The organism is Halobaculum saliterrae, assembly GCF_009831625.1.
Taxonomy (GTDB): Archaea; Halobacteriota; Halobacteria; order Halobacteriales; family Haloferacaceae; genus Halobaculum; species Halobaculum saliterrae.
On the sequence record NZ_WUUS01000014.1, the window covers coordinates 25,501 to 46,184 of the forward strand.

The following is a 20,684-nucleotide window of genomic DNA, read 5'->3' on the forward strand; positions in this document are numbered from 1 at the left end:
GTGATAACCGTTTCGGCGTCTGCACACAGCTTGCACATCGAGGGGTGAAATCAAGAATCGTCCTGTCGTGCGTTCAGCTCTTCAAGAACCTGGACAGCCGTTGTCCCGATTCGAACGCCGTCGATGTTGTCGACGTCGAGGTCCGCCGTCGCAGTTCGAAACGGATACTCCTCTACGAGAATCCGATGGATAACGGTTCGAATAGTCTCCGAGTCATATCTGTCGACGAGAGTCGCCATCGCTTCGTCCAGGTGGGCGTCCTGATGATCCGCTCGTGGGTTCTCTGCTCGCTCGAGGACGAGGTCGATGACGTCATCAACCGATGGATGCTCTGGGTGCCCGGTGCGCTCACGAACGTCATAGAGGGGCTCAGAGTCGGTCATCATACTTACTCCGTCGCGTTCTCGTTCGTGTCTTCCGCCGCTGGCTCCAGCCGTCGCTGTCGACGAACCTCCGCAAGCGTGTCCTCCAGCGTCCCAAGAGCCTCGATGGCCGCGAGCTCATCGGTGATCTCCTCCAGAAGACGGGCACGCTCGATCGCGTCAGCATCGCCGGCGGTCGTATCGATTGCCTCGACGCGGAGCCGGCGCTCCTCTTGCCACCCACAGTCCCAGCACGTCCGGACGACGTCGAAACGCTCGTCTTCAGCAGCATCAAGCACCACGTCGGTCAGTGACGTCGACGGGAGTCGGTCCGGCCCGACCTCGAGCGTGACCGGGCCACCGCACGCAGGACAGTCCATATCCTACAGATGCGCGCCGCAGTCATCAACATCAGGGGCCCATGAGACGGACCCACAGACAGAACTCTCGAGGAGGCAAACCTGATACCTCAGGCTGGTCGTTGGGACGACAATCACCCCGGTGGCTCAGTAGACGATACTGTGCTCTCAAACTGATACATTTCGGAAAGCAGGACTCCAGAGATGGCCCCTCGGCCGGAGAGAGCCGGCGGCCTTCGCACATTGCATATCGCCCCTTTCTTTGGACGAAACCCGCGATATGCAAGGCGGAATAACACGCTCAAATCGCAGAAGACCCTCGTCGGGCCGATTTGAGGCGGTAGAAAATACCTCGACGAGCTGCCGACTCACCACTATTTCGCTAAAATTGCTCGACCGGCGGGTAAGCGGGGCAAATTCGGGGAGTACCGATGAGAGCCACGAATGACTTTGTGTCAAGAACACCTCGCTGAATAGCCGCGCTCTCCCGAGAGATGGCGAAAGAATCCCCGATTCCCGCGAATTCGGGACGCTGAACCCGCTCAAAATTGCCCGACGGGGTTTCAGTACAAGCGAGATAGCACTACACGTAATCCTCTCGATATCCTGAGAGGTCACTCGTTCACAGTCCGAACTCGGTAGTAGACACGCACAGAGATTAACCAACAATCCGAATCGAAAGCAGAGCCTGTTGGTTAATGACCTACCCCCTCCACTGTTTCCGAAGCTTTGTCGCCGGCGATTCATCTGAGAAGCGGAACCAGCGAGGACTCGATGTCAGTCACGACTGGTGTACAGGCCTGGCTCGCCTCACGAGCAGGACGGAATTTGAAGACCACAGAACTCGAAGAATTAGAAGAGGCGATGGCCGATGGATCACGCACCGCCCGAAGCTCGAACGCGAGCTGACGACATCCTCGAGGATTGGTCCCCGCCGACACTCGATATTCTCTGGGCGATCGCACAATGGTACAACGGCGCCGTGCTGGAGCGAGACGACCAGCGCTATCACATCGGGTGGCACCGTCCGCCGGACCTCCAGACGCTCCTCGGCTGTTCCGACGCGGAGTGGGAGCAACGATACGAAGCTGTCTTCGCCGACTTACAGACCCCTGCGACGTCGCCGACGCTCGTCGAGAACCGACACGGCGGCCAGAGCGAGGAATCACAGCCGTGGCTTACGGAGCAGTACATCCTCCGGCGTAAGGTTCGGTGGACACCGACCCGGAGCGCCCGAACCGCGATGGACACGCTCTTCGCCGGCCTGTTCGACGCTGACGACCTCCCGCAGCATCAGCTCAAGGCCGACAGCGGCCTCGTCGGTGATTGGGACGAGTCGCTCCTCCACCGCACCGGCGTCGCCGTCGTGGCCGCGGTCTGGCGCCAGCAGGGACGCTCCGTCGAGCTGTATCCCGGCGAACAGGGGCAGGCCCAGCCGGACGTTCGGAGTACAGCACTCGACGGTACTACCTGGGAAGCCGAGGTGCTGACTGACCACCACGACCGGGCGATGCCCCGATCGAAGTTCGCGACCTTCGCCGAGCGACCGGAGCGACAGCACCTCTGGATCTTCGAGAACCGAGAAACTGCTTTCGAGACGCTGAACCGCCTCCACGAGGCCGGCAACGTCGACTGCAAGATCGCGAACGCGCCGTTCGACACGCCGGAAAACTACAGCCTCCAGGTCGGCAACCGCTACCTCGACCAGAGCCATACCGACGCCGACTACCACTGTCCCGGCATCGACCGGATCGACACGATCACCGGCTGGTATGGCCGCCACTACGACGACGCCGCTCGCGCCAACCTCGCGACATCGACATCCACCACCCACCCCTGATATCTCTCACCTATCGAACATACCTCACCTAGACACCACTCTCGCAGTATTTCTCACCCCCTCTCTCCTAATAATCGCGGAGATTTACACAGGTGAGAGCCACCGACTCAAGGGGTGTTCAGTACCGAGAGGCTACAGAATCATCCTGAAACACCTGTGTAAACAGCACATCTCCGACCCGAGTAGAATTTACAGAGGTCTCCAACCCGTGTGTTCAGAATACTAGAATATATTTCGTCCCGATCACGCGGTTCGTTACTAACCTCGTCGAACGTCCGAACGATTCCTTCGATGCACTCGGTAGAGAACAGTCCTATGTTTATGGCCGCTCCGATCGATACCACGATATGGTCCCCTCAAATCGGCTGCCAGATGCGGTGACCGTGAGCCGACTGCTGGGCGGGCTCGCCGTCGTGCTGGCTGGCCTAGGGGCTGTCCTCCTCCTGTTCCCCCAACCGCTGGCTGATGTTTTCTTCGCCGTGTGGGTGCTCTTTGCTGTCATCCTCACTGTGGTCGGGGCACTCGGGGCATGGACGCGCCGGACTGCCCTCCTCTGGGTGGCAGCGTTGCTGCTGGTGGGATTGTCTATCGTCGGGATGTGGTCACTAGGTCCTTTCGTTGCCCCAGCCGCACTCGTGCTACTCGGGGCCGCCGTGGCGTCGCTGTGGACTGGTCCACGACCGGGCGCCCACAAGGCGGTCCTGGATGATCCGCCCTCCGTGTTGGAAGCTGTGCTCAAGACGCTTGGCGGTGCAGTTCTGATGGTGGTCGGCGCGATCCTCGCATACGAGGGCACCATCGTCCGGGAGCTATTCACCAGAGGCTGCGCCAGCGAGACGCTGGATTGTGCGCTCGCAGTGACGCGGTGGGATGCTGTTGGCCTTGCCGTGCTCGGGGTGGCGGCTATCGGAATCGGCGGGTGGATGGTTTGGACGCAGGTGGCTGTCGGTCGGATACTCGCATCAAACCAGGCCGGATAGACCCCCCGTATGCCACGATGAAACCAGAACCGAGGCGGATCCTGAGAGACGACGTGGAAACACTATCCGGACTGAAGAGAAGAAAGAATGAGTTCCAGACTGATTAGATGCGGCTCTCTACGATTTCTCTCGGGATAACTCAACTTCCGGAAAGAATGGAAGGCGTTCGATAAGAATCGTCCCAGTAACCACGATAATCACCGCCAGCACGCCGGCGATCTCGGGGGAGACACCACCAGACTGGGTGCCGACAAAGGCGATCACGCCAAACCCAACGAGAAATGGAAGACTCCACGCCATTGCTGCATGGGTCAGGAGGGCCAAGCGACTACGGATCCTTCCGCGACGGCGGAGGACAATGAGCGTCAGGGGGAGAACAACAATAAGAAGGAGTAACGCGACGACATCGTATCGTTGGGCTGTCCCTGCGACCACGATAACGAACCCGGAGAGACCGAGGGCGAGGAGGAGTACTGCCGCCACCAAGTAGTGCAGCGCCTTTGGAATCCGCCGATCAAACTGGGTCATGACAATCGCCACAACCGTCCCGACCCCCAAGAGGGCGACAATCCCGAAGAGATAGATAAAGAGAAAGAGGAGGCCCCACCCGGTGCCATGGTCTGGGACGGGAGTCGGTGATGGCTGTGTCATCGTTTCAATTAGATACGAAATGATGCAAAACTCTTTGCTGAATATACACCCTGTATGCAGCACAACTCCTGAGACTTATCATGGACTGATATTTCAATAAGATCAGATACGGCTACACCGTGTCTCGAGGGTCGTAGTAGTTGTCGGTCAGTTCGAGTGCCCGTTCGATAGTCCGTTCGTCGTATAGCGTATCCTCCGAAACAAGGCTTACCCACTCGGCTCGATTCCGATCCGATTGCCGAACCAGCCGTTCTATCTGCTCGCCATCGCCCCCAGTCCAATACGCAAGCTGGCTGCAGAACGCGACGTCAGCCTCCGTTTGGCTCGCATACCCCGCACTACTGCCACTCCACAGCCGCCGGAAGACGCTGCCAGCGGGCCCATATTGGGCCTGTTCAATGACCGCTGTGTCACTCAAGTCGACGTCGACACCGGGCTCTGATGGCAGCTCACCGAATTCCTGAACATCGACGACAGACAGCGTGGCCGCAGCTTCGGTTGGGTTGGTAGCTCCTTTCCACGCCTTGTAGACACCCCGGAGTTCCGTCGTTCGTTCAGTGACTGTCGCCGGCGTCGACGACAGCCGATCGCCCGTAATCGGGACATAGAACTCCGCATCACAGATGTCGATCGGTCCGGAGGTCCAACTCGGTGGCTGTCCCGCAACGATAATCCGAATGCTCTGACCGTCGTATGCAGCTTCGGTATAGGAATCAAGCGTCTCAATCACCGTCCGGGCCCAGTCATCAAGGTCGCCGGTCTCAGGATCACGACAGGTGGAGAGTTCGACAGCAGTGAATGGATCATCGTGTGTGGGATAGAAGGCGAGTCCGTCGACATCCAGTTCGGACGCCGTCGCCGTGGCATATGCATCCTCAAAACCACTCCACGTATCTTCGTCATCGAAGGTTGCCCGCTCGCCGGTCGCCGGATCGATCGGTGTAAGCGAAATTCCGTCTGCCGAGTCGCCAGCATCAACCGCCCGCCAACAGACCCACTGCTCGCGCTTGCGAAGCGCCTCGGGAACGGTCTCCCAGCCGGGAATGCGTTCACTGAGCATCGGTACGACCTCCCTCTGGATGGCCAAGATGTCTCGTCTTGTCCGAACTGTGCCACAGTCCTGTAGAGCGTCGATACCTGGAGGGCGACATTAGTGAGTGACAGGCCCGCGTAGAACTTGTACTCTCTGGGGGCGGAGAAGTCTCACACTCGATCATAATCGGGATAACTCCGTCTACTAGCGGAGAGAATTCCGATTGTGAAATCCGGATTTAGCGTCTTATTCACAGAATATCCCCGAAATCAGGGGGTGAACCGGAGCTAGGAAAGCTGACGAGGAACCAAATGAAGTGATTATCCGAGAACAACGGTTACAATATCTTGATACAAAACGTTCGATTCTGAGAGAGCTATATCCAGAAACCACGGCGAAAGATGGCTTACTCGAACTTATTTCGGCGTTTTGGAATATGCCTGTTGTGTATAAGACAATAGTAACACGGAGAACAGGGTGGAAAACCATTAAGTTCAGACAGAACCTCCGTTAGAGTAGGCCGTTGGGAATGCGACGTTGTCCGGTGAGAGCCCGCTCAGAGTGCCGTGGACGCCTACTTCTCGAACAGAACCCGGACTCACGCCGAGGAACTGCCACCCGTAGTGATCGAGAACCCACCACACTACACAATGAGTACCAGCGATTCCGACGACACTGACCGACTCGAACAGTATATCCGCGATGAGAAGAGCCATCTCGACAGTTGCGAGAGCATGATTGCGCTCGCGAATTGGCTCTACGCGAACGAGTATTTCGAGACCAACGACCGCGTGGTCCCCACGAGTGACCTCAAAGAGATCCTCGGCGACCGGCTCGAATACGGCGTGGACACGCTCCTCGACCATCTCGAAGGTATCAACGTCGTCGACGAAGTCTCACAAGGAGGCGGTCAGTTCATCCTACATGAGCGGACTGGACAGGCGTTCTTCGACCCGAACAACAGAGAGATGCTGCCACTCCTCGACGAAGAGATCTCGCGGTTCCTCGAGGACCTACACGAGCAAGAAGGCCAAGCGCTGGAGTCCGAAGACGCTGGCGACGACGAGACGCAGTCGGTCGCTGACGGCGGAGAACCCGAAGATGCCGATCCGGATGAGACCGACGAGACGGAGGCTGACGGCGAGGAGGACCCCGACGATGTGCCGACAACGCTTCGCGCAGTTGCCGCAGCTGCACTAGATGCCGAGGGACCGCTCGAGGACGCGCTCACGAACCCCACGGACCATATCGAGCGGATCGTTCGATTCGACGACGTGGTTACGGCAGTCATCGAGAGCGACGAAGTGAGCCGCGGGCGTACGTACGAGCCGATGGGCTGGCGCAACGCTGCCAACAAATGGGTGCTGACGACGACGGCGAAAGCACGCAAAGAGAACGAATCGTTGTCGTAATCGATCAGCACCAGTAATTGGCGTCGACCAGTGAGTTAGTTCAATTCATTCCGCACAGCCGAGTAGAGGAAGTCCTGGACATCCCGGTACGTTGGGTCGCTTGCGACTTTCTCATCGATCCGTTCCCACAGCTCACTGGGCACTTCGAGCTGTCTACCACCGGCTTGCTCTTCACGTAATTCCTCAAGATCGATGTCGAAGGCGTCGTCATCATAGTGGGCGTTAAACGCGGCGTCCGCTGCCTCAAGATCTGCCGCAGCCGCGGGGACGTCTGGCGCCGACTCAGACTCGTTGACCACCGTCCGAAGATCGTACTTCTCGTACGCCTCCCGCACATCATCGACAAAGTCCCAGTACTCCTCAACGGACGCCGTCTGCCTGTTGGGGGCGTCGTAACCGAGGCCCTCCATCCCAGCTACCGCACGCTTGTTGAGGATCGCGTAGGTGTCCGGCGCGAGGACGTGGAGGAGCTCGGTCGCAGTAGCCCAGCCGAAGCCATCGAGTTCCAGCACATCCTCGAGCAAGTCCGTGTTCTCGAGTGCTTGCTCGACTGCGGTGGCAACCTCCTTGGGCGTCTGGTCGTCGAACACGATATCGTCGACGTAGTAGTCGATGCTGCGGCGGGGCTCGGTCGCCCAGAAGCCGTCGTGGGCTACTAACTCTGCGAATGCGTCGCGAGTCGGGTTCTCGAGGAACGCCTCGGCCAATTCGCGCTTCTTTTCGATGTCGTCGTTTCGGTTGGGGTAGTATGTCATTCGTGTTCTCTCCATTCTGATTTGCGCATCAGTTTTTCTCGACCGCGACATGTTGTCACTTTCTGCTAAGAGACTATTTACGTATAAATCTTTCTCTAAACAGAAAGATAGAATTCCCTATTTAGAAAAATCTCCGGGAAATAGCGCCTCTCCACGGGAAACTCTTTGATCAGTACGAACCAGAGAGGGCGGCAAGCTCTGTGGCTGTCCTGGCGTCTTAGTCTACCAGTAAAATGTACAGAATACGGCGGGTCGGTCGGCCTACTCGGAGGTTGCCGTGTTGAGCGGGACCCACTCCCCACTCTCGTCTTGGTACTCCCACCATGTCGGCCCACGATACCCACTATCGCGCGCATCATTTCCTCGGATGTCCCGATCTGCTTCGCGGGCCGCTCCCGACGGACTCCACAGATCCCCATCGTACTCGAGGTGACCTCCTCGAACAGTCGCCTCGGCGTCCTCGTACTCTCCCCGGTTGTATCGATGGCGCACCTCGGTTCCATCGTCCAGCGCACGAACCGCAGGGTTGCCACCCTGCTCTGGCCGCTCGCGACTGAAGGTGGTGGTACGGTTCTCCCGATCCTCTTGGGCAGCGTCCTCGTCGAGGTGTTCCAGCACCCTTGCCACGATATCGTTCCACGACTCATCCCGGTTTCCGTACTGACCGAGTTCTCGGTAGAGATCTTCGTCCAGGTTGATCGTCCCAGGCATCACCTCACAATTCAATAGCCGATGATAAATAGTTTTCCCTGAAAATTAGATAGGATAGATTGTAATGTCTTTCCTGAGTTTGTAAGTCGAGGATTGTGGATAAATGCGGTGCCAGAATTAGTTTCCGACTTTGTTAATGGAGTCGGAAACTCAAAGTGGTTGGCGCCGGTTCCTACGGGTAACTGTATATAAACCGATGTCCGCCGATACGAATTCGGAAACTCAGTCGAACGAACAAGCCGATGTCTGGCTCACGCCCGACCAGGTCGACGCGATGCGTGATGTAGTGATTGATACCGGGGCTAAGTACCTCCGACAGCGCAACGAGGCTATCATTACACTGCTCGCGGACACCGGACTTCGCAACGAGGAGCTCACGCAGCTGACGGTCGAGATGTATCTACGCGACCAAGGAGAACTGTATCTCCCGAAAGAGATCCAGAAATCGAGTCACAACGGTCGCTCAGATTGGCCACGATCTCATCACCTCGAGCTCGACGTCGACGAGACGTTGGGCACACAGCGCTCCTTGAACAGTTACCTCGACAATCGGTGGAAGGAGAGTCCCTATCTATTCCCGAGTCGCCAGAAAGAGCAGATCACGACGCGGTCAGTTCGGAATCTCGTCAAACAGGCTGCGGTCGAAGCCGACGTCCGTCCCTACAAATACGAGGATGGGGACTTCGGCCGTGGGGATCCAGAGGACGTCCATCCTCACGTCCTGCGCCATAGTCTCGCCTATCGACTCTTGCACGAGCGCGATAACGATCGGTTCGACATCTACTTTGTCCGGAATCGGTTGCGCCACGCCTCTCTCCAGACGACGCTCCGAGAGTACGATCACTTCCGAACGATCTAAGCAACCTCTCTCAGGAAGTGTACGGAGCTAACTCCTGACTACCCCCGTTTTATCCATATAGAGAATCCTATAGCAAATATTATAGAATATCATATAGAAACATAGGAAGGCTGATTGGCTAGAAACGGAGGTAAGAAGACGTCGTCAGAGCTCAGGACCCAACCACTCGAAGCAATCGATATAGCGCATATCGATATATGATTAGCAGCTACATCAAGGTGCTACCGGAGTTCCTGAAGAAGGATTGTGACGGCTGCATCAACTAACTCCGGATCAAGACGCCCTTGCCAGAAATCGATATCGTCACGACTGACTGATTGAACGCCCCAAGGAACGATTCTGCGGTCATCAGGCATTCCACCGCGAATCCAGCTCACCCCAGGGATCTCGATGAGGTCATCCAGCCACGATCTAGTGGTCAGTGTCAGCGCGATATACTGCTCGCCGTGGAATGGATGGCCCTCGTGATTCGAGAGGACAGCCACGGGCGAGCCTCATATTCACTCCTGAATTCGAGTGCGTTCGCTCCCTCTACCTCAATCGAGAATCGAGTCGAACAGGCGATGAGGGTCGTCAAGCCACTCGATCTCGTGGTACGCCACGTCATTCTGAATGTCGTATTCAAGCGGGAGTGGATCCGAACGGTGGGTCGTGAACGTGAGGTTGATTTCAACACAAGGGCCGTGCTCGGAGACGCACTCGAAGCCGTCGTCAAAGGGGTATACAACGCTAAACCAGCGAATCCGGAAACCAAAGTGGTCACACACATCTCTGACGACGGCAGCGTCGCAATAGGGCGTGTGGATCCACAGTTCCCCGCCAGCGTACGCTTGATCTTTGACACACCAGACTGCATCAAGTGACCGGAGAAACTCCGCAGCGCGATTGTAGTGCGCTTCAGTCAGGCGGTCCCACCAGTGGTGCGCCTCGACGTCGTCAATGAGGAGCTGGAGGCAATCACCGCACACATCATACGCCCGTTCACCGAGGGAGATTTCGTGGAGTTTGTCGGACTGGGTGGTATCACACGCATCACACGGCGGGGATGTACCACTGCACTCGCATCCGGAGGATGATCGCTGTTCGGTGGGGTTGGAACATCCGCTGTTTGCACTCCCTACGTTCTGAGATTCGTTGGAGTCGGTATTCTCGGTCATTGGTATCTAACCGAGAACCATCAGTCACGCCGTGTGACTGGGTTCCCGGCTAGAACCGGACCGACGATCGGTCACTCATCTATCGCCACAGAGAGCAGGTTGTTGTAAATAGTTTCTGTGGGTCCAACCGAGACCACCGGCCAGCGTCTGGCTATCGGCGACAGCCGATGCTAGAGTAATGAACGTCGCATACAACCGTATCTTGAAGTGTGACTACCGTGCCTGTGGGTAACACACCCTGACTAATTTTAATACAATTGCCACGATATTCCAGGCTGACGTCCGATACACCCCTCAAACTGGGAGCGTTCAACACGATGATCATCACTCGCCTCACCCCGCGGCGTGCTCGTCCTCGCTTAGCCGCGGGCCCCGTGTTCGGCGAGTGCCTACAAGATCAGCGTGCGAAGAGCCCGGGCGCAAACCGCCGGATCCACGTCGACTTCGAATACGAGAGTTCGACGCAATCCGGCGACGTCCGGACACTCTCACCCGCATAACTCGGCCCCCATACGGACTACCCGTCAGGGGTCGGGGAACACGGGATTGCCGCCTGCCTGTGCCCAGTACTCGCTCAGTACACAGCCTGATGCGAGTGCGGGATGCCAGGCTCGCGGCTGATTGGTTTCCGTTCGTTCCGATACAGGGGCGAATGGGCTCCGTCCACGCTGAGCGTACGGAAGTCGTTAGCCAACAGCCCCGCAGCGATAGCTGCGGCTACGTCGAGCCCCGGAGTCTCCGCTGGCGAGGGACGCCGGACTTTGAATCCGGAGGTCGCCGGTTCGATTCCGGCCGGGGCGACTACGGTGCCGACGTGGTGTAACCCGGCGAGCATACGGCCCTGTCGCGGTCGTGATCCGGGTTCGAATCCCGGCGTCGGCGTGGATGCGTGGCGTGGCCACGTGGGGATACCCATCGAGGGAGGCACAGTCCGCTTGTCCGATCATCGGATCGGTCCGGCGGTGACGGGCCCAGCAGGGTCTGCAACCTCCATGCTCCGGTGTGGTATTCCCGGGGATCTCCCGAAGTACGCCCCAACGATGAGAAACGCAACTACGACCGAGCAGTCGCAGTTGCGCAGTCGTAATGAGTTGTACAGTTCGATAACCAACTGCCGAACACTCAGCAGTCCCTCTAAGCCGACAGTCCAACGACCGACGAGCTGTGCCTTGAACGCACAGAACCGAGGCGGTCGGGCTCTCGTCGGTTCAGGGTGCCGCGACTGGGTATCGGGGAACCCAGCGGCCTGCTATGCCGTGGCCGCCTGCGTTCGGCCTCCCGGTTCGAATCCGGGTCGCGACATCATGACAACGAATGTCTGTCCTGCCTGCGAGGAGGAAGCGTTCCGTCACGTCCCGCTCGGTGAGACAACATCCATCGACACGATTGGAAGCGTGAAAATCTGCGTCACCGAGGACGGAGCGTACTTCCACGGAACGAGGTAACCGCCATTCGTTCGTGCCGTGACTGGGACTTGTAAACGTTCTCGCCTCGAAGGCGACGGTCAGAAGTTGAACAGTACGTGCTGTCAAACAGCACGAGAACACGTAGGATCGGATCCTACCCATCCCGCTTGAGGTGATGATAAATGGGTCTCTTCGACACCGTTGAACTCTATGACGGCGTCCATCTGCCGGAGTATCCCGGTACAGTGGCTCCAGCAGAGGACGTCGACTGGCAGACGAAAGGCATCGATCGACCGACTATGACCACATTTCGGATTACGGCGGACGGTCGGCTCCTCGAAGAGGAGTGGCACACCGAAGCGGTCCCGCCGAAAGACCGGCCATACGCGAGCCGTGATGACGTCGACGAGGACGATCTCCTCTATATGGCCGGTTGTCGGAACCGAGTCCACGACGGCTGGATCGAACGAGACGACTACCACGGCCGCTTCAAGCTCAAACACTCCTTCGAGAATCTCGATACACTCGTCACGTATCAAGTGACGTTCACGCACGGCCAACTCGAGGGCTTCCAACGCCTGCGATAATCCGTGCGTGTCCGCCGCACCTCAACGCTTGATTTCTTCCCTACAACGCTCCCGGAGTCTCCGTTGGCGAGAGACGCCAGTTTTTCAAACTGGAGGTCAGGGGTTCGATTCCCCTCGGGAGCACTCGGGGGCTGGCCCTGACAGCGTTTTCCGTGTCTGACATAGCGGGCAGCCACGGATCCGTGACGCTGTCACGGTCGGCTTTCCCCCAACGTGTGGTCGTCGAGGTGGTACGTTTCTTCGCCCGCAAAGCACACCAACGGGAGTCATAGCCCGTCGCACCACCGGTTGTCCGGCCGCACGTGGCGACCGTCAAGTCGGAGCGTTGCTTCGCCAGGAACTCGCAGGTTCAAATCCTGTCGGTGGCCCCGTCCATCGAGAACATCCCGGACAAAGAGCGTACGAGAGGACGCTCGACACCGGTTCCGCTCCGACAGTTTTCCGGTCGCCGTATCGACAGTGGCCGTCGATCTGGAGCGCTACATCGATGGCACGCTACGGGTTCGAATCCCGTCATTCGCTCCAGGAATTGTCCGGCCACTCATGTTCCCGTAGCTCAGTCAGGACAGAGCACCGACCTTCGAAGCCGGGTGTCGCATGTTCGAATCGTGCCGGGAACGTCCAGCCGAGCGAAACGAGGCTGGTTCGGGAAGTTTCTCTCCCGATACTTGCTGCTCACAGATCGTGTGGGCAGCTGCGATCGGAGTCGCCTGTTGCGGCTCCGGGTGATAGGATGGAATTCAATACGCCAAAGCAAACGGTCGCGGAGGCAACGCGGACCACCAACTACGAAGGTGGAGAAGCGTTCGAGCCTGCCGACCCTCGGCTCGCATTGTACAAGCGCACGATCAATCAGCTGCTGGAGGGCTCGTTCTACGAGTCCGATGACGAGCAGTTGGCTGCTGTCGTTCACCAGTTCGATGCCGCCGCAAACGACAACCCGGAGTTCGTCCTGAAGCTCGCGGCCTATGCGCGCCAGGAGCTCTACTTGCGGGACATCCCACAAGTGCTACTCGTACTGGCAGCCAACGACGACCGATTCAAGGACGACTCCCCCGAGTCGCTCATCCGCGAATGGGCGCCGGCGATCATCCAGCGGATGGACGAGACAGCCACCGCGCTTGCGGTCCACGATCAGCTGTTCGGCGGGACTGCGCCGTGGCCGCTTCGACGCGGCATCGAGGACGCGCTGGTGGAGATGGCCGACGCCTACACGCTGGGCAAGTACGACCTGTCGCGGCGCGAGGTAACGCTGCACGACGTCTTCAACCGCGTTCACCCCACGCCCGTCGACGCCGAGCAGGAAGTGCTCTTCGAGCGGTTCATGCGCGGCGGCCTCGACGACTATCCCGACGTCGATCCGGTGCCGGCGCCGAACACGTGGGAGACAGTCATCTCCGAGCGCGGCAACACCCAAGACGCCTGGGAACTGCTCATCGAGGACGACGAGTACACGCTGCCCATCTTCGCGTCGATCCGGAACCTCCGGAACATGCTCGAAGCCGGCGTTCCGGAGGACACCATCGTGGATCACCTCGACCTGGAGGCCGTCCGGCACGCGCCGCTGTACCCGTTCCGGTACTACCAGGCCTACACCGCGCTGCAAGACGCCGATGTCCAAGCACCGACGGTCGAGCAGTGGCTCGAAGACGCAATCGATGTCGCAGTCGAGACGGTGCCTGGCGGATTCGGCGATACCTTTGTCGCGGTCGACCTGTCGGGATCGATGGATCATCCGCTGTCCGCGAACAGCACGCTCCGACTGAAGGAGATCGGTGCGTTGTTCGGTGCGATCCTGGCCGACCAAGGTGCCCAAGTCGGCGGGTTCGGCGACGACTTCCAGACCGTTCCGATGCACGTCGACACGCCAGTACTGCAGCGCCAGGCGGCGGTGTTGGCGATTGACGAGGACGTCGGGAACTCGACGAACGGCTGGAAGACAATCGATTACCTCCGCGAACGAGGTGAGCCCGTCGAACGCATCGTCATCTTCACCGATATGCAGATCTGGGACAACACGCCGTTCACGGCCCGCGATTCCCAGACGGTCAAGGACGCGTTCGATGCGTATCGGGACGAGGTGTCTGCGGACACCGCGCTGTATCTCGTCGATCTCGCGGCCTACGGCGATCTGGTGACGCCAGAAGGCTACGAGAACGTCTACAACATCTCGGGATGGTCGGAGAACGTCCTCTCGTTCATCGACCACGCCGAGAACCCCAAGCAGATCATCGATGAGATCGAGGCGTTCGAGCCGACCTAGCCCTGTCTGTATCTTTTCTTTGAGGATGCGCGAGTGGTGGAGTTCGGAAACACGCGGTCGTGCCACGGCCGAGGCGGGCGTTCGAATCGCCCCTCGCGCACTCGGAGCACAGCTCGTGGACCAATCAGCCCGTGAGGTGCTCCTCTACGGAGATGATAGAATGGCTGTAACCAGTACCAACGACTCAGCTGCGACGACAACTGCTGTCGTGACGATTCGAATCCCCTGCGGCGCAGACGGTGATCTCGTCACCGATGCCGAGGAGCGCCTCTCACGGGTGAAAGACGTGAATTCGGTTACGATTGACAAGCTTCACAGTATCGATCCGAATCTTTCGGCCACTGTCATCACTATCGAGATCACGCTTCACTGGACGGCGACGATGACCGATGAAGAGATCAGCGACCGACTTGCCGAGGTCTCCGGCCTGGAGTCAGTCCAGTGGGCCGAATGAATCCGTCGGCATAGCCCTCCTCAACTTCTAGCCTGTGTTTAGTAGGGAATGCGACAATCTATAGGAATCAATATAGGTATACCTAATGGCCAATTATGGCTCAATTTTGTAAACTAATATCTGGTATCATTTATAAGTGTACAGTGAATATTTTTTCATAGTGCTCTCGAAGGGCGGACTCGCGATAGTCGACGCACTCATCACAGGTCGTGAAGCGACTCCTGAAGAGCTCGCAACAGACACAGAATATACACGCAACCACATCTACCACCTCCTCGACGAGCTGATCGACGCTGCGCTCCTCCGTGAAACGCGCCGACATCACAATCAGCGAGTGGTCCAGATCACAGAGCACCCTGTGATCGAGCAATATCGGATGCTGACAGCGGAGTTCAGTCACGTCGATTGGTCGGAGCTACTCACTCCTGCGACGATGCGCGTCTGTTGGTACCTCAATGAACCACGCCGTATCACATCGATTGCGGACCGGTTGGGAATTTCTCGCCAAAGCGTCCACAAAGCGTTATCGCCGCTGAAGAACAGAGCGATGTTATCTCCAGCTGGTCCGGAGTACGCGCTCAGCGATAGCATTCAACCGCTATTGGAATTCATCCAGGCAGTCGTGGTTCACGATCACCAGAATCGCGCTCGAAACCTCGCTCCCAGCACCACAGTCGAATGGTGCGACCCTGACCGAGCGCTCATTCGTGTCCAGGAACGGCAGGATACAGAGTCACTCTACGCGGCCGAAGAGTGGGAGGTAACCGGCCTGGGCCGGTTCGAGCAGTTCGGATTACAGTTCTTCCTCGCCGGAGAACCTGCGTTCTGGTATGCTCCAGAAGAGACGCTGACGCCGGCCGAAATCGTCTGCCATACCCTTGTCCTTGACAGCGGATCGCGACGAGTGAGTTACTCCCTCCTACTGATCGAGGCAGAAGCGATCGCCCAACAGGAACTTATCGACGTCGCAACGTGGTACGGGTTAGCGGATACTATCTCAGATATGTATCGGTACTTAGCTGGTGAAGACGAGCCAGCAGCGGAAGATGGAGTTCATTTGCCGCGTCGAACGGAGTACGAAGCACTCAAAGAGCAATACAGAGTGGCTTAGTGACCATCTTAGTGGGAAAGCTGGAACTATCCTATAGGAATAGCTATTGTTAAAACTATAGCAGAATCTACAGACCTTTTGTCGCCTGTTTCCGGGCCGCTTCGCGAACCGCTTCGAACTCCTCGGGAGCGGCTTCCTGGAATCCAAGGCGGAGGGCAAGGCGGAGGATTTCACTCCGGTCAACGTCACCCTCCTCGATGTCTAGCTGGCGCTGAAGCGCGTGGCCGACTTCCTCCAAGCGGTCAGGATTCTCTTCAAGTGCGCGAATAAACGCCGCGAGATGTCCATCCCATACGCTGATGGTCTTCTGTTTGTCGCCAGCGTCGATAGCCTCCAACTCATCGAGGATGTCCTCGACGAGATCGCGCTTTGCGTCTTCGGCAGCCGCCTCTTCGATTCGGTCACCGTGGGACGTCTGTTCGCGAAGGGCCGCGAGATCGTCATCGTCTTCAGCCATAGTGTTCACCTCCAAGCCGTTCGACAAGCGTTTCAGCGGCAGCGAGATACGCCTCACGGGCCCGGCGTGCTGTCGTCGACGGCTCTTCGAGCGCAAACGCAGTCTGGCCGCGGTCTGCTGCGTTCCGAATGTCTTGTGAATACGGGACGTAGTCGGGCGCGATAGCGTCCGGATACTCCGACTCAAACGCGTTCAAGTACTCCTCGGCGAGATTCGTTCGAGTATCGACCTTGTTCGGAAGTACGAGCGCGAGCTCGATGTCGACGGCGAAATTGTCGGCAATCTTCCCGAGGTCGCGACGGAGGGCATCAGCCTGCTCGGCCTCGAACGGTCCCATCTCGACGGGCGTGATGACGTGGCGGGCAGCCCACAGTCCGTTATATGCGACGTTGTTCGTCATCCCCGGGAGGTCGACCAGGACGACATCATAGCCAAGCGGGTCGACGTACTCGTCGAGGAACTGTTCGAGACGACTGTAGCGCTCGCGGGCATCGTCGATATTCCCGAGTTCGGCGTCGAGGGTGTCGAGGCCGGGATGGGCCGGGATGAGATCCGGACCTTCGTCGGTGGGTACGACGAGATCAGCCAGAGTGTCGTCGCCGAGCTTTTCGGCAATTGTTCCCCACGCGTCGTCGAAGACTGTGCTGATGTTCGGCCACGCCTCGTCGGCCTCGATCCGCGCCTGGTAATCGCCCCAGACGCCGAAATGTTTAGCGAGATCGCCCTGCTTTCCAGCGAGGTCAATAAGTAAGACCTCGTGACCAAGTTCCTCGAGGGCGACGCCGAGGTGGGCAACAGTCGTCGTCTTTCCGGTGCCGCCTTTGTCGAGGAACGCGGCGGCGCGTAATGTCTCACTCATTATAGCACCTATAGTATCTCCTATAGCGAAAGCTGTAGGCTTAAAACTACGTCAGACACACACCGTATTCCGGCTATAGGGTGACCCATAGACCAGTCCACCTCAATGAGAGAACAAAAAATCAGAAGTCTGTATCATAACTTCGATCAAGAAGATGCCGCGTATCCAGCTCTTCCTGTCACGGCCATCTGTTCCTACAGCAACTGTGGAACTACTTGCTCCACCATATTAATAAGCCGGAGCGACCTAGACATAGGCGAGAATGGATTTCAAGGAGTTCAAGCGGGTCCTCGAAGAGCAAACGGGGGAGCGATCCCAGCTCAGCAAGGATTCGTATGAAGTCGGCCGGAAGCTCGCCAACCTCCCCGACTAGTTACTCCCCTCCTCGCAGCCGATCCACGAACGCCCGCTTCCCATCATCCCGTTTATTGAGTAAGTGAGTAGCATCAGCCTCCGTCAGAACGGTCTCGACGAACCTGCGGGAACGGGAGAGATGTCGCTGCGCGTAATAGTTCCGGTAATCGTCGCGCTCCACGTCGACCTCGGTGAGATCAATCCGAATCCCCTCCTTCCGCTCGGCGTGTTCGTATCCGTACTCTCGTGCCCATCTCAACAACGGAAGCTGATTTCGAAGGGTAAGGACCTGTTTTGAATCATAGATGAACTCCCGCGCCCACTGATACCACCGGCCTTCTTCTCCGGTATCTGGCATCGTGAAATCCGCCTCGTATGAAGTGAGGTATCGGTCAAGAAGTCCGATCCCCGTTCGATGATTTGTGTTGGGCATCGGATGGGCGAGAATGAAGCCCGAAAGGAGTTCTGCACCGACATCGGGTACTAATTGTCGCCACTCGACGCGGTTCAGTACCTCCGGGATCTTCTCCAAATCCATTTTCTTGTACGTGGCTAAACTCGCCCCCTGTTCTTCCTTCTCAGAGAGGATTCCATCGAAGATGTCGATAACCGCAAAGAGAATTTGCTTGTCATCCGCGGAAAACTCCGTGTCAAACCATTCGATGACCGCCTCTTCGGTCTGGAACTCCGGATACGCCGCATCGAATAATGTCCGTGTGTACAGGAGGTAGATAGTCTCGCCGCCGATCGATTCATCGGTGGTCGCTATCTCGATATCGGACTGTTCGGCCAGCTGAGCCGCCTTCTCAGATCGGGCTTTCCTATCATCACTGATGAATCGGAGCGCAAACCGATTGTCGGTGGGATGATGTAATTGCAACACCGGCAGATCATCGGTCATTGTACGATTCTACGTAGGAATCTCGTATCCATCCGCTTGAGTACCCGGGTTTGTCGACCGTAGCTTACCCACTCGTAATCCGATGCCGGTCATAACAGTCAGTTCAATCGTGAACGAAGTTATACAATCGTGTAGAGTAGGTAGCGACGTGAGCAAAGACCGACAGTCTATTCCAGTCTCTCTCCCACTGGAACTCGTTTCCCGTCTCGACAGACTCGTTGAGGACGGTATGTTCGGATCACGGTCGGAAGCGCTCCGTTACGGTGCCCGACTCGTCGTCCGTGAAGAGCACCTGCAGCGTCTCCACGAACAAGCTGAAACTGAAGCCCGGGAGGACATCGAGGACCGACTGGACCGAAAGCGAGACTCGTGAGCTTGATACTGTCGTCGCAGGTCGGACATTGAATGAGTAGAACGCAGGCGGCCGTAGATCGTCCCGTTACAGACCGAGATTTCTTATGCTGATTCCACGTTTGCTCAAATATGGACACCGGGGGCACGGATCCCTTCGGAGAGCAACAGCGGCTATTTGAGCTTCTCTCGCAGGATACCCGGCAACTCATCGTCCAAGAGATCCTCGGCCACCCCGCCCACCTCATATCTCTCGCGGAGCTCGAGTATATGACGGGGAAAAATCGTGCGACAATCAAGGACCACCTCGACACGTTACGCGAGGCGGATATCATCGCACGGTACACCTCGGAGTCGAACAAGGAAAACCGGGAACTCCCAGCGCAGTTCTATGGGTTCACAGAGCGTGGTGTGGAGATCCTTCACAGCTACAAATACCTACGAGGGGTCCCAGTTGCTCGAGCCCTCTATGAGAACACCCGGAAAACGGAGAAGATCCAGCGTCACGAAGCGGCGCCACGTCCGGACCTGCCGCCGGTTGTTGCGGCGGCACTCGAGTTTGACGAACCAGATCTCGACGGCGTCGACGTCGGTACGGGTCGATAACCTGTCGCCAATATAACGCGCTATCGGGGGTAGAATTCCTAACTGATACCCTATAGGTCCCAATATAGGATTATCTATAGGGAAAGCTGTACAGACGAATTGACTGAAGAGAAGCCTTCAAACGAGTAGAACCGAGGGCGTTCGTTACCAGATCGTCGTCGTAGGACGAAACGAACAGGGAGAGCACTGTAGTCAAGCTCAGCGTCTGACTCGTTTCTCGGCTTACTCGGTTGCGTGTCCCGGACGTACCGCTTGTGCATACTTATCGATCTCGGGCGTGGTGTCCAGCCGCGTATACATATCCTGCAACGTCGCTTCAGCTCGCAAGAGGCCCGCCTCCGATAGCAACGCTCGTCCCTCCTCGGTCAACCCGTAGAAGCGCCAGGGAAGATCACGTTGTCGACGGTCGTCGGGAAGCACCCGTTCCTCGACGATACCTTCCTCAATCAAGATCTCGAGATGCTCGCGGATCGTACTCTGGCTCTTACTGGGGTTCACATAGTTGAGTTCCTTGAGTGAGGGCAACTGCTTCGGATGGGACAGAATGTTCTGAATCAAAACGAAGCGGGTCTCCTGGGTGACAGTGTTGAGACGCTGGCGCTGAGTTTCAACGGTGCTGTCCAGATCGGAGATCGTCCGTGGCGTATCCGAGTTCGAGGGATCAGATGGCATAGTAGGCGTTCGTAATCATAGGCCGACCGTTGATTCACGCGGAGCTATGACTGCCTGAATGTTAACTACTTTGGCGAGCACCGAATTGGTATAGACCGAGTCAGAAGGAGACGATCACTCCGTGACCGGCCCCTTGTACTCCCAGTCGAGACTGTCGCCCTGTCGACGGACGATGTATTTGTAGGGACCATGCAGTGCGCCGGACTGACACTTGCAGTTGTCCTTGCCACAGCTGACCTTCTTGATCACCACGGTCCCCCCGCTCGATTCCTCGACGGCTTCGATCGATTTTCCCTCGCCGGCGTCGATGTCCTCGGCAGCGACATCCTGGCGGTACTCGAGGAGGTCGTCAATCCAGTCCTGGAGGGCACGTAAGTCCGCGTCGTCTTGCTTCGGGATGCCCTCGGCGAGGTACTGCGGCAGTGAATCGGGAGCTGGGGGTCGGGTTGGCATCTTCTTACCTAACAATACAAACTATAGGAGAATAAATGTTTGGTAAGATTTGAGAACTACCCTCCGGCATTTCCCGAGCAATCATCAACGA

21 protein-coding genes, 6 tRNA genes and 1 pseudogene are annotated in these 20,684 nt (G+C 57.6%); 15 read left to right on the forward strand and 13 right to left on the reverse strand.

The features are described from left to right. Positions 1-50 precede the first annotated feature (50 nt). Both GRX01_RS17860 and GRX01_RS17865 read right to left on the reverse strand, forming a co-directional pair. Positions 51-383, reverse strand: a complete 333-nt coding sequence (locus GRX01_RS17860) for a hypothetical protein (protein WP_159670972.1) — start codon at positions 381-383, stop codon at positions 51-53. Between the two features lie 5 nt (positions 384-388). Continuing rightward, a complete protein-coding gene (locus GRX01_RS17865; protein ID WP_159670975.1) occupies positions 389-742 on the reverse strand; it encodes a hypothetical protein in 354 nt (117 codons plus the stop codon). An 850-nt stretch (positions 743-1,592) separates the two neighbouring features. Between GRX01_RS17865 and GRX01_RS17870 the strand changes: the two genes are divergently transcribed. Both GRX01_RS17870 and GRX01_RS17875 read left to right on the forward strand, forming a co-directional pair. Further along, positions 1,593-2,561, forward strand: coding sequence for a hypothetical protein (locus GRX01_RS17870; protein WP_159670978.1), 969 nt, complete (start codon positions 1,593-1,595; stop codon positions 2,559-2,561). Between the two features lie 347 nt (positions 2,562-2,908). Next, entirely contained in the window at positions 2,909-3,541 is a 633-nt protein-coding gene (locus GRX01_RS17875) for a hypothetical protein (RefSeq protein WP_159670981.1), read from the forward strand. Between the two features lie 117 nt (positions 3,542-3,658). Here GRX01_RS17875 and GRX01_RS17880 read toward each other — a convergent pair whose 3' ends face one another. Beyond that, entirely contained in the window at positions 3,659-4,192 is a 534-nt protein-coding gene (locus tag GRX01_RS17880) for a hypothetical protein (RefSeq protein WP_159670984.1), read from the reverse strand. 112 nt (positions 4,193-4,304) lie between these two features. Next, positions 4,305-5,252, reverse strand: coding sequence for a phage NrS-1 polymerase family protein (locus GRX01_RS17885; RefSeq protein WP_159670987.1), 948 nt, complete (start codon positions 5,250-5,252; stop codon positions 4,305-4,307). 539 nt (positions 5,253-5,791) lie between these two features. Between GRX01_RS17885 and GRX01_RS17890 the strand changes: the two genes are divergently transcribed. After that, positions 5,792-6,637: a hypothetical protein gene (locus GRX01_RS17890; RefSeq protein ID WP_159670990.1), complete on the forward strand. Its 846-nt coding sequence runs from the start codon at positions 5,792-5,794 to the stop codon at positions 6,635-6,637. Positions 6,638-6,672: 35 nt separating this feature from the next. Here GRX01_RS17890 and GRX01_RS17895 read toward each other — a convergent pair whose 3' ends face one another. Together GRX01_RS17895 and GRX01_RS19295 are read right to left on the reverse strand one after the other, a co-directional pair. Further along, complete coding sequence (locus tag GRX01_RS17895) at positions 6,673-7,392, reverse strand: hypothetical protein (RefSeq protein WP_159670993.1); 720 nt, start codon at positions 7,390-7,392, stop codon at positions 6,673-6,675. Positions 7,393-7,653: 261 nt separating this feature from the next. Beyond that, positions 7,654-8,103, reverse strand: coding sequence for a hypothetical protein (locus GRX01_RS19295; RefSeq protein ID WP_159670996.1), 450 nt, complete (start codon positions 8,101-8,103; stop codon positions 7,654-7,656). Positions 8,104-8,299: 196 nt separating this feature from the next. On the opposite strand from GRX01_RS19295, the gene GRX01_RS17905 reads away from it, so the two are divergent. Then, complete coding sequence (locus GRX01_RS17905) at positions 8,300-8,962, forward strand: tyrosine-type recombinase/integrase (RefSeq protein ID WP_159670999.1); 663 nt, start codon at positions 8,300-8,302, stop codon at positions 8,960-8,962. A 221-nt stretch (positions 8,963-9,183) separates the two neighbouring features. Here the strand turns inward: GRX01_RS17905 and GRX01_RS17910 are convergent. Further along, positions 9,184-9,503: pseudogene (locus GRX01_RS17910) on the reverse strand (type II toxin-antitoxin system PemK/MazF family toxin). After that, entirely contained in the window at positions 9,499-10,119 is a 621-nt protein-coding gene (locus GRX01_RS18980; RefSeq protein WP_201289649.1) for a hypothetical protein, read from the reverse strand. Before GRX01_RS18980 ends, GRX01_RS17910 begins: the two are co-directional and overlap by 5 nt. A 725-nt stretch (positions 10,120-10,844) precedes the next feature. On the opposite strand from GRX01_RS18980, the gene GRX01_RS17920 reads away from it, so the two are divergent. The 10 genes from GRX01_RS17920 to GRX01_RS17965 all read left to right on the forward strand — a co-directional run bounded on the left by GRX01_RS17920 (position 10,845) and on the right by GRX01_RS17965 (position 15,940). Next, positions 10,845-10,920 (forward strand) — tRNA-Gln (locus GRX01_RS17920). A gap of 7 nt (positions 10,921-10,927) precedes the next feature. Beyond that, positions 10,928-11,001 (forward strand) — tRNA-Asp (locus GRX01_RS17925). Between the two features lie 333 nt (positions 11,002-11,334). Further along, positions 11,335-11,421 (forward strand) — tRNA-Ser (locus GRX01_RS17930). 286 nt (positions 11,422-11,707) lie between these two features. Further along, positions 11,708-12,112, forward strand: coding sequence for a hypothetical protein (locus tag GRX01_RS17935; RefSeq protein WP_159671005.1), 405 nt, complete (start codon positions 11,708-11,710; stop codon positions 12,110-12,112). 47 nt (positions 12,113-12,159) lie between these two features. Further along, positions 12,160-12,235, forward strand: a tRNA-Glu gene (locus GRX01_RS17940). A gap of 422 nt (positions 12,236-12,657) precedes the next feature. Beyond that, a tRNA-Arg gene (locus GRX01_RS17945) sits at positions 12,658-12,732 on the forward strand. 113 nt (positions 12,733-12,845) lie between these two features. Next, a complete protein-coding gene (locus tag GRX01_RS17950) occupies positions 12,846-14,375 on the forward strand; it encodes a TROVE domain-containing protein (RefSeq protein ID WP_159671008.1) in 1,530 nt (509 codons plus the stop codon). Between the two features lie 27 nt (positions 14,376-14,402). Next, positions 14,403-14,475, forward strand: a tRNA-Gly gene (locus tag GRX01_RS17955). A 15-nt stretch (positions 14,476-14,490) separates the two neighbouring features. Continuing rightward, a complete protein-coding gene (locus tag GRX01_RS17960) occupies positions 14,491-14,829 on the forward strand; it encodes a hypothetical protein (RefSeq protein ID WP_159671011.1) in 339 nt (112 codons plus the stop codon). A gap of 160 nt (positions 14,830-14,989) precedes the next feature. After that, positions 14,990-15,940 carry a MarR family transcriptional regulator gene (locus GRX01_RS17965; RefSeq protein ID WP_321168195.1) on the forward strand — a complete coding sequence of 317 codons (951 nt, stop codon included), beginning with the start codon at positions 14,990-14,992 and terminating at the stop codon, positions 15,938-15,940. 67 nt (positions 15,941-16,007) lie between these two features. Here GRX01_RS17965 and GRX01_RS17970 read toward each other — a convergent pair whose 3' ends face one another. The 3 genes from GRX01_RS17970 to GRX01_RS17980 form a co-directional block, all read right to left on the reverse strand. After that, positions 16,008-16,397 (reverse strand): hypothetical protein, encoded by a 390-nt coding sequence (locus tag GRX01_RS17970; protein WP_159671014.1) that lies wholly within the window; start codon positions 16,395-16,397, stop codon positions 16,008-16,010. Beyond that, positions 16,390-17,256, reverse strand: a complete 867-nt coding sequence (locus GRX01_RS17975) for a ParA family protein (protein WP_159671017.1) — start codon at positions 17,254-17,256, stop codon at positions 16,390-16,392. The genes GRX01_RS17970 and GRX01_RS17975 overlap by 8 nt, the downstream gene beginning before the upstream one ends. Before the next feature lie 373 nt (positions 17,257-17,629). Then, complete coding sequence (locus GRX01_RS17980) at positions 17,630-18,511, reverse strand: hypothetical protein (RefSeq protein ID WP_159671020.1); 882 nt, start codon at positions 18,509-18,511, stop codon at positions 17,630-17,632. Positions 18,512-18,994: 483 nt separating this feature from the next. On the opposite strand from GRX01_RS17980, the gene GRX01_RS17985 reads away from it, so the two are divergent. Continuing rightward, positions 18,995-19,468, forward strand: coding sequence for an ArsR family transcriptional regulator (locus GRX01_RS17985; RefSeq protein ID WP_159671023.1), 474 nt, complete (start codon positions 18,995-18,997; stop codon positions 19,466-19,468). A 222-nt stretch (positions 19,469-19,690) separates the two neighbouring features. Here the strand turns inward: GRX01_RS17985 and GRX01_RS17990 are convergent, their stop codons facing one another. Together GRX01_RS17990 and GRX01_RS17995 are read right to left on the reverse strand one after the other, a co-directional pair. Next, positions 19,691-20,140 carry a winged helix-turn-helix domain-containing protein gene (locus GRX01_RS17990; protein ID WP_159671026.1) on the reverse strand — a complete coding sequence of 150 codons (450 nt, stop codon included), beginning with the start codon at positions 20,138-20,140 and terminating at the stop codon, positions 19,691-19,693. 114 nt (positions 20,141-20,254) lie between these two features. Then, positions 20,255-20,593 (reverse strand): DUF6788 family protein, encoded by a 339-nt coding sequence (locus GRX01_RS17995; protein ID WP_159671029.1) that lies wholly within the window; start codon positions 20,591-20,593, stop codon positions 20,255-20,257. Positions 20,594-20,684: the final 91 nt, after the last annotated feature.

Coding starts and splice junctions, on each gene's coding strand:
- GRX01_RS17860 (WP_159670972.1), bottom strand. CDS start 383: ATGACCGACTCTGAGCCCCTCTATGACGTTCGTGAGCGCACCGGGCAC.
- GRX01_RS17865 (WP_159670975.1), bottom strand. CDS start 742: ATGGACTGTCCTGCGTGCGGTGGCCCGGTCACGCTCGAGGTCGGGCCG.
- GRX01_RS17870 (WP_159670978.1), top strand. CDS start 1,593: ATGGATCACGCACCGCCCGAAGCTCGAACGCGAGCTGACGACATCCTC.
- GRX01_RS17875 (WP_159670981.1), top strand. CDS start 2,909: ATGGTCCCCTCAAATCGGCTGCCAGATGCGGTGACCGTGAGCCGACTG.
- GRX01_RS17880 (WP_159670984.1), bottom strand. CDS start 4,192: ATGACACAGCCATCACCGACTCCCGTCCCAGACCATGGCACCGGGTGG.
- GRX01_RS17885 (WP_159670987.1), bottom strand. CDS start 5,252: ATGCTCAGTGAACGCATTCCCGGCTGGGAGACCGTTCCCGAGGCGCTT.
- GRX01_RS17895 (WP_159670993.1), bottom strand. CDS start 7,392: ATGACATACTACCCCAACCGAAACGACGACATCGAAAAGAAGCGCGAA.
- GRX01_RS19295 (WP_159670996.1), bottom strand. CDS start 8,103: ATGCCTGGGACGATCAACCTGGACGAAGATCTCTACCGAGAACTCGGT.
- GRX01_RS17905 (WP_159670999.1), top strand. CDS start 8,300: ATGTCCGCCGATACGAATTCGGAAACTCAGTCGAACGAACAAGCCGAT.
- GRX01_RS18980 (WP_201289649.1), bottom strand. CDS start 10,119: ATGACCGAGAATACCGACTCCAACGAATCTCAGAACGTAGGGAGTGCA.
- GRX01_RS17935 (WP_159671005.1), top strand. CDS start 11,708: ATGGGTCTCTTCGACACCGTTGAACTCTATGACGGCGTCCATCTGCCG.
- GRX01_RS17950 (WP_159671008.1), top strand. CDS start 12,846: ATGGAATTCAATACGCCAAAGCAAACGGTCGCGGAGGCAACGCGGACC.
- GRX01_RS17970 (WP_159671014.1), bottom strand. CDS start 16,397: ATGGCTGAAGACGATGACGATCTCGCGGCCCTTCGCGAACAGACGTCC.
- GRX01_RS17975 (WP_159671017.1), bottom strand. CDS start 17,256: ATGAGTGAGACATTACGCGCCGCCGCGTTCCTCGACAAAGGCGGCACC.
- GRX01_RS17980 (WP_159671020.1), bottom strand. CDS start 18,511: ATGACCGATGATCTGCCGGTGTTGCAATTACATCATCCCACCGACAAT.
- GRX01_RS17985 (WP_159671023.1), top strand. CDS start 18,995: ATGGACACCGGGGGCACGGATCCCTTCGGAGAGCAACAGCGGCTATTT.
- GRX01_RS17990 (WP_159671026.1), bottom strand. CDS start 20,140: ATGCCATCTGATCCCTCGAACTCGGATACGCCACGGACGATCTCCGAT.
- GRX01_RS17995 (WP_159671029.1), bottom strand. CDS start 20,593: ATGCCAACCCGACCCCCAGCTCCCGATTCACTGCCGCAGTACCTCGCC.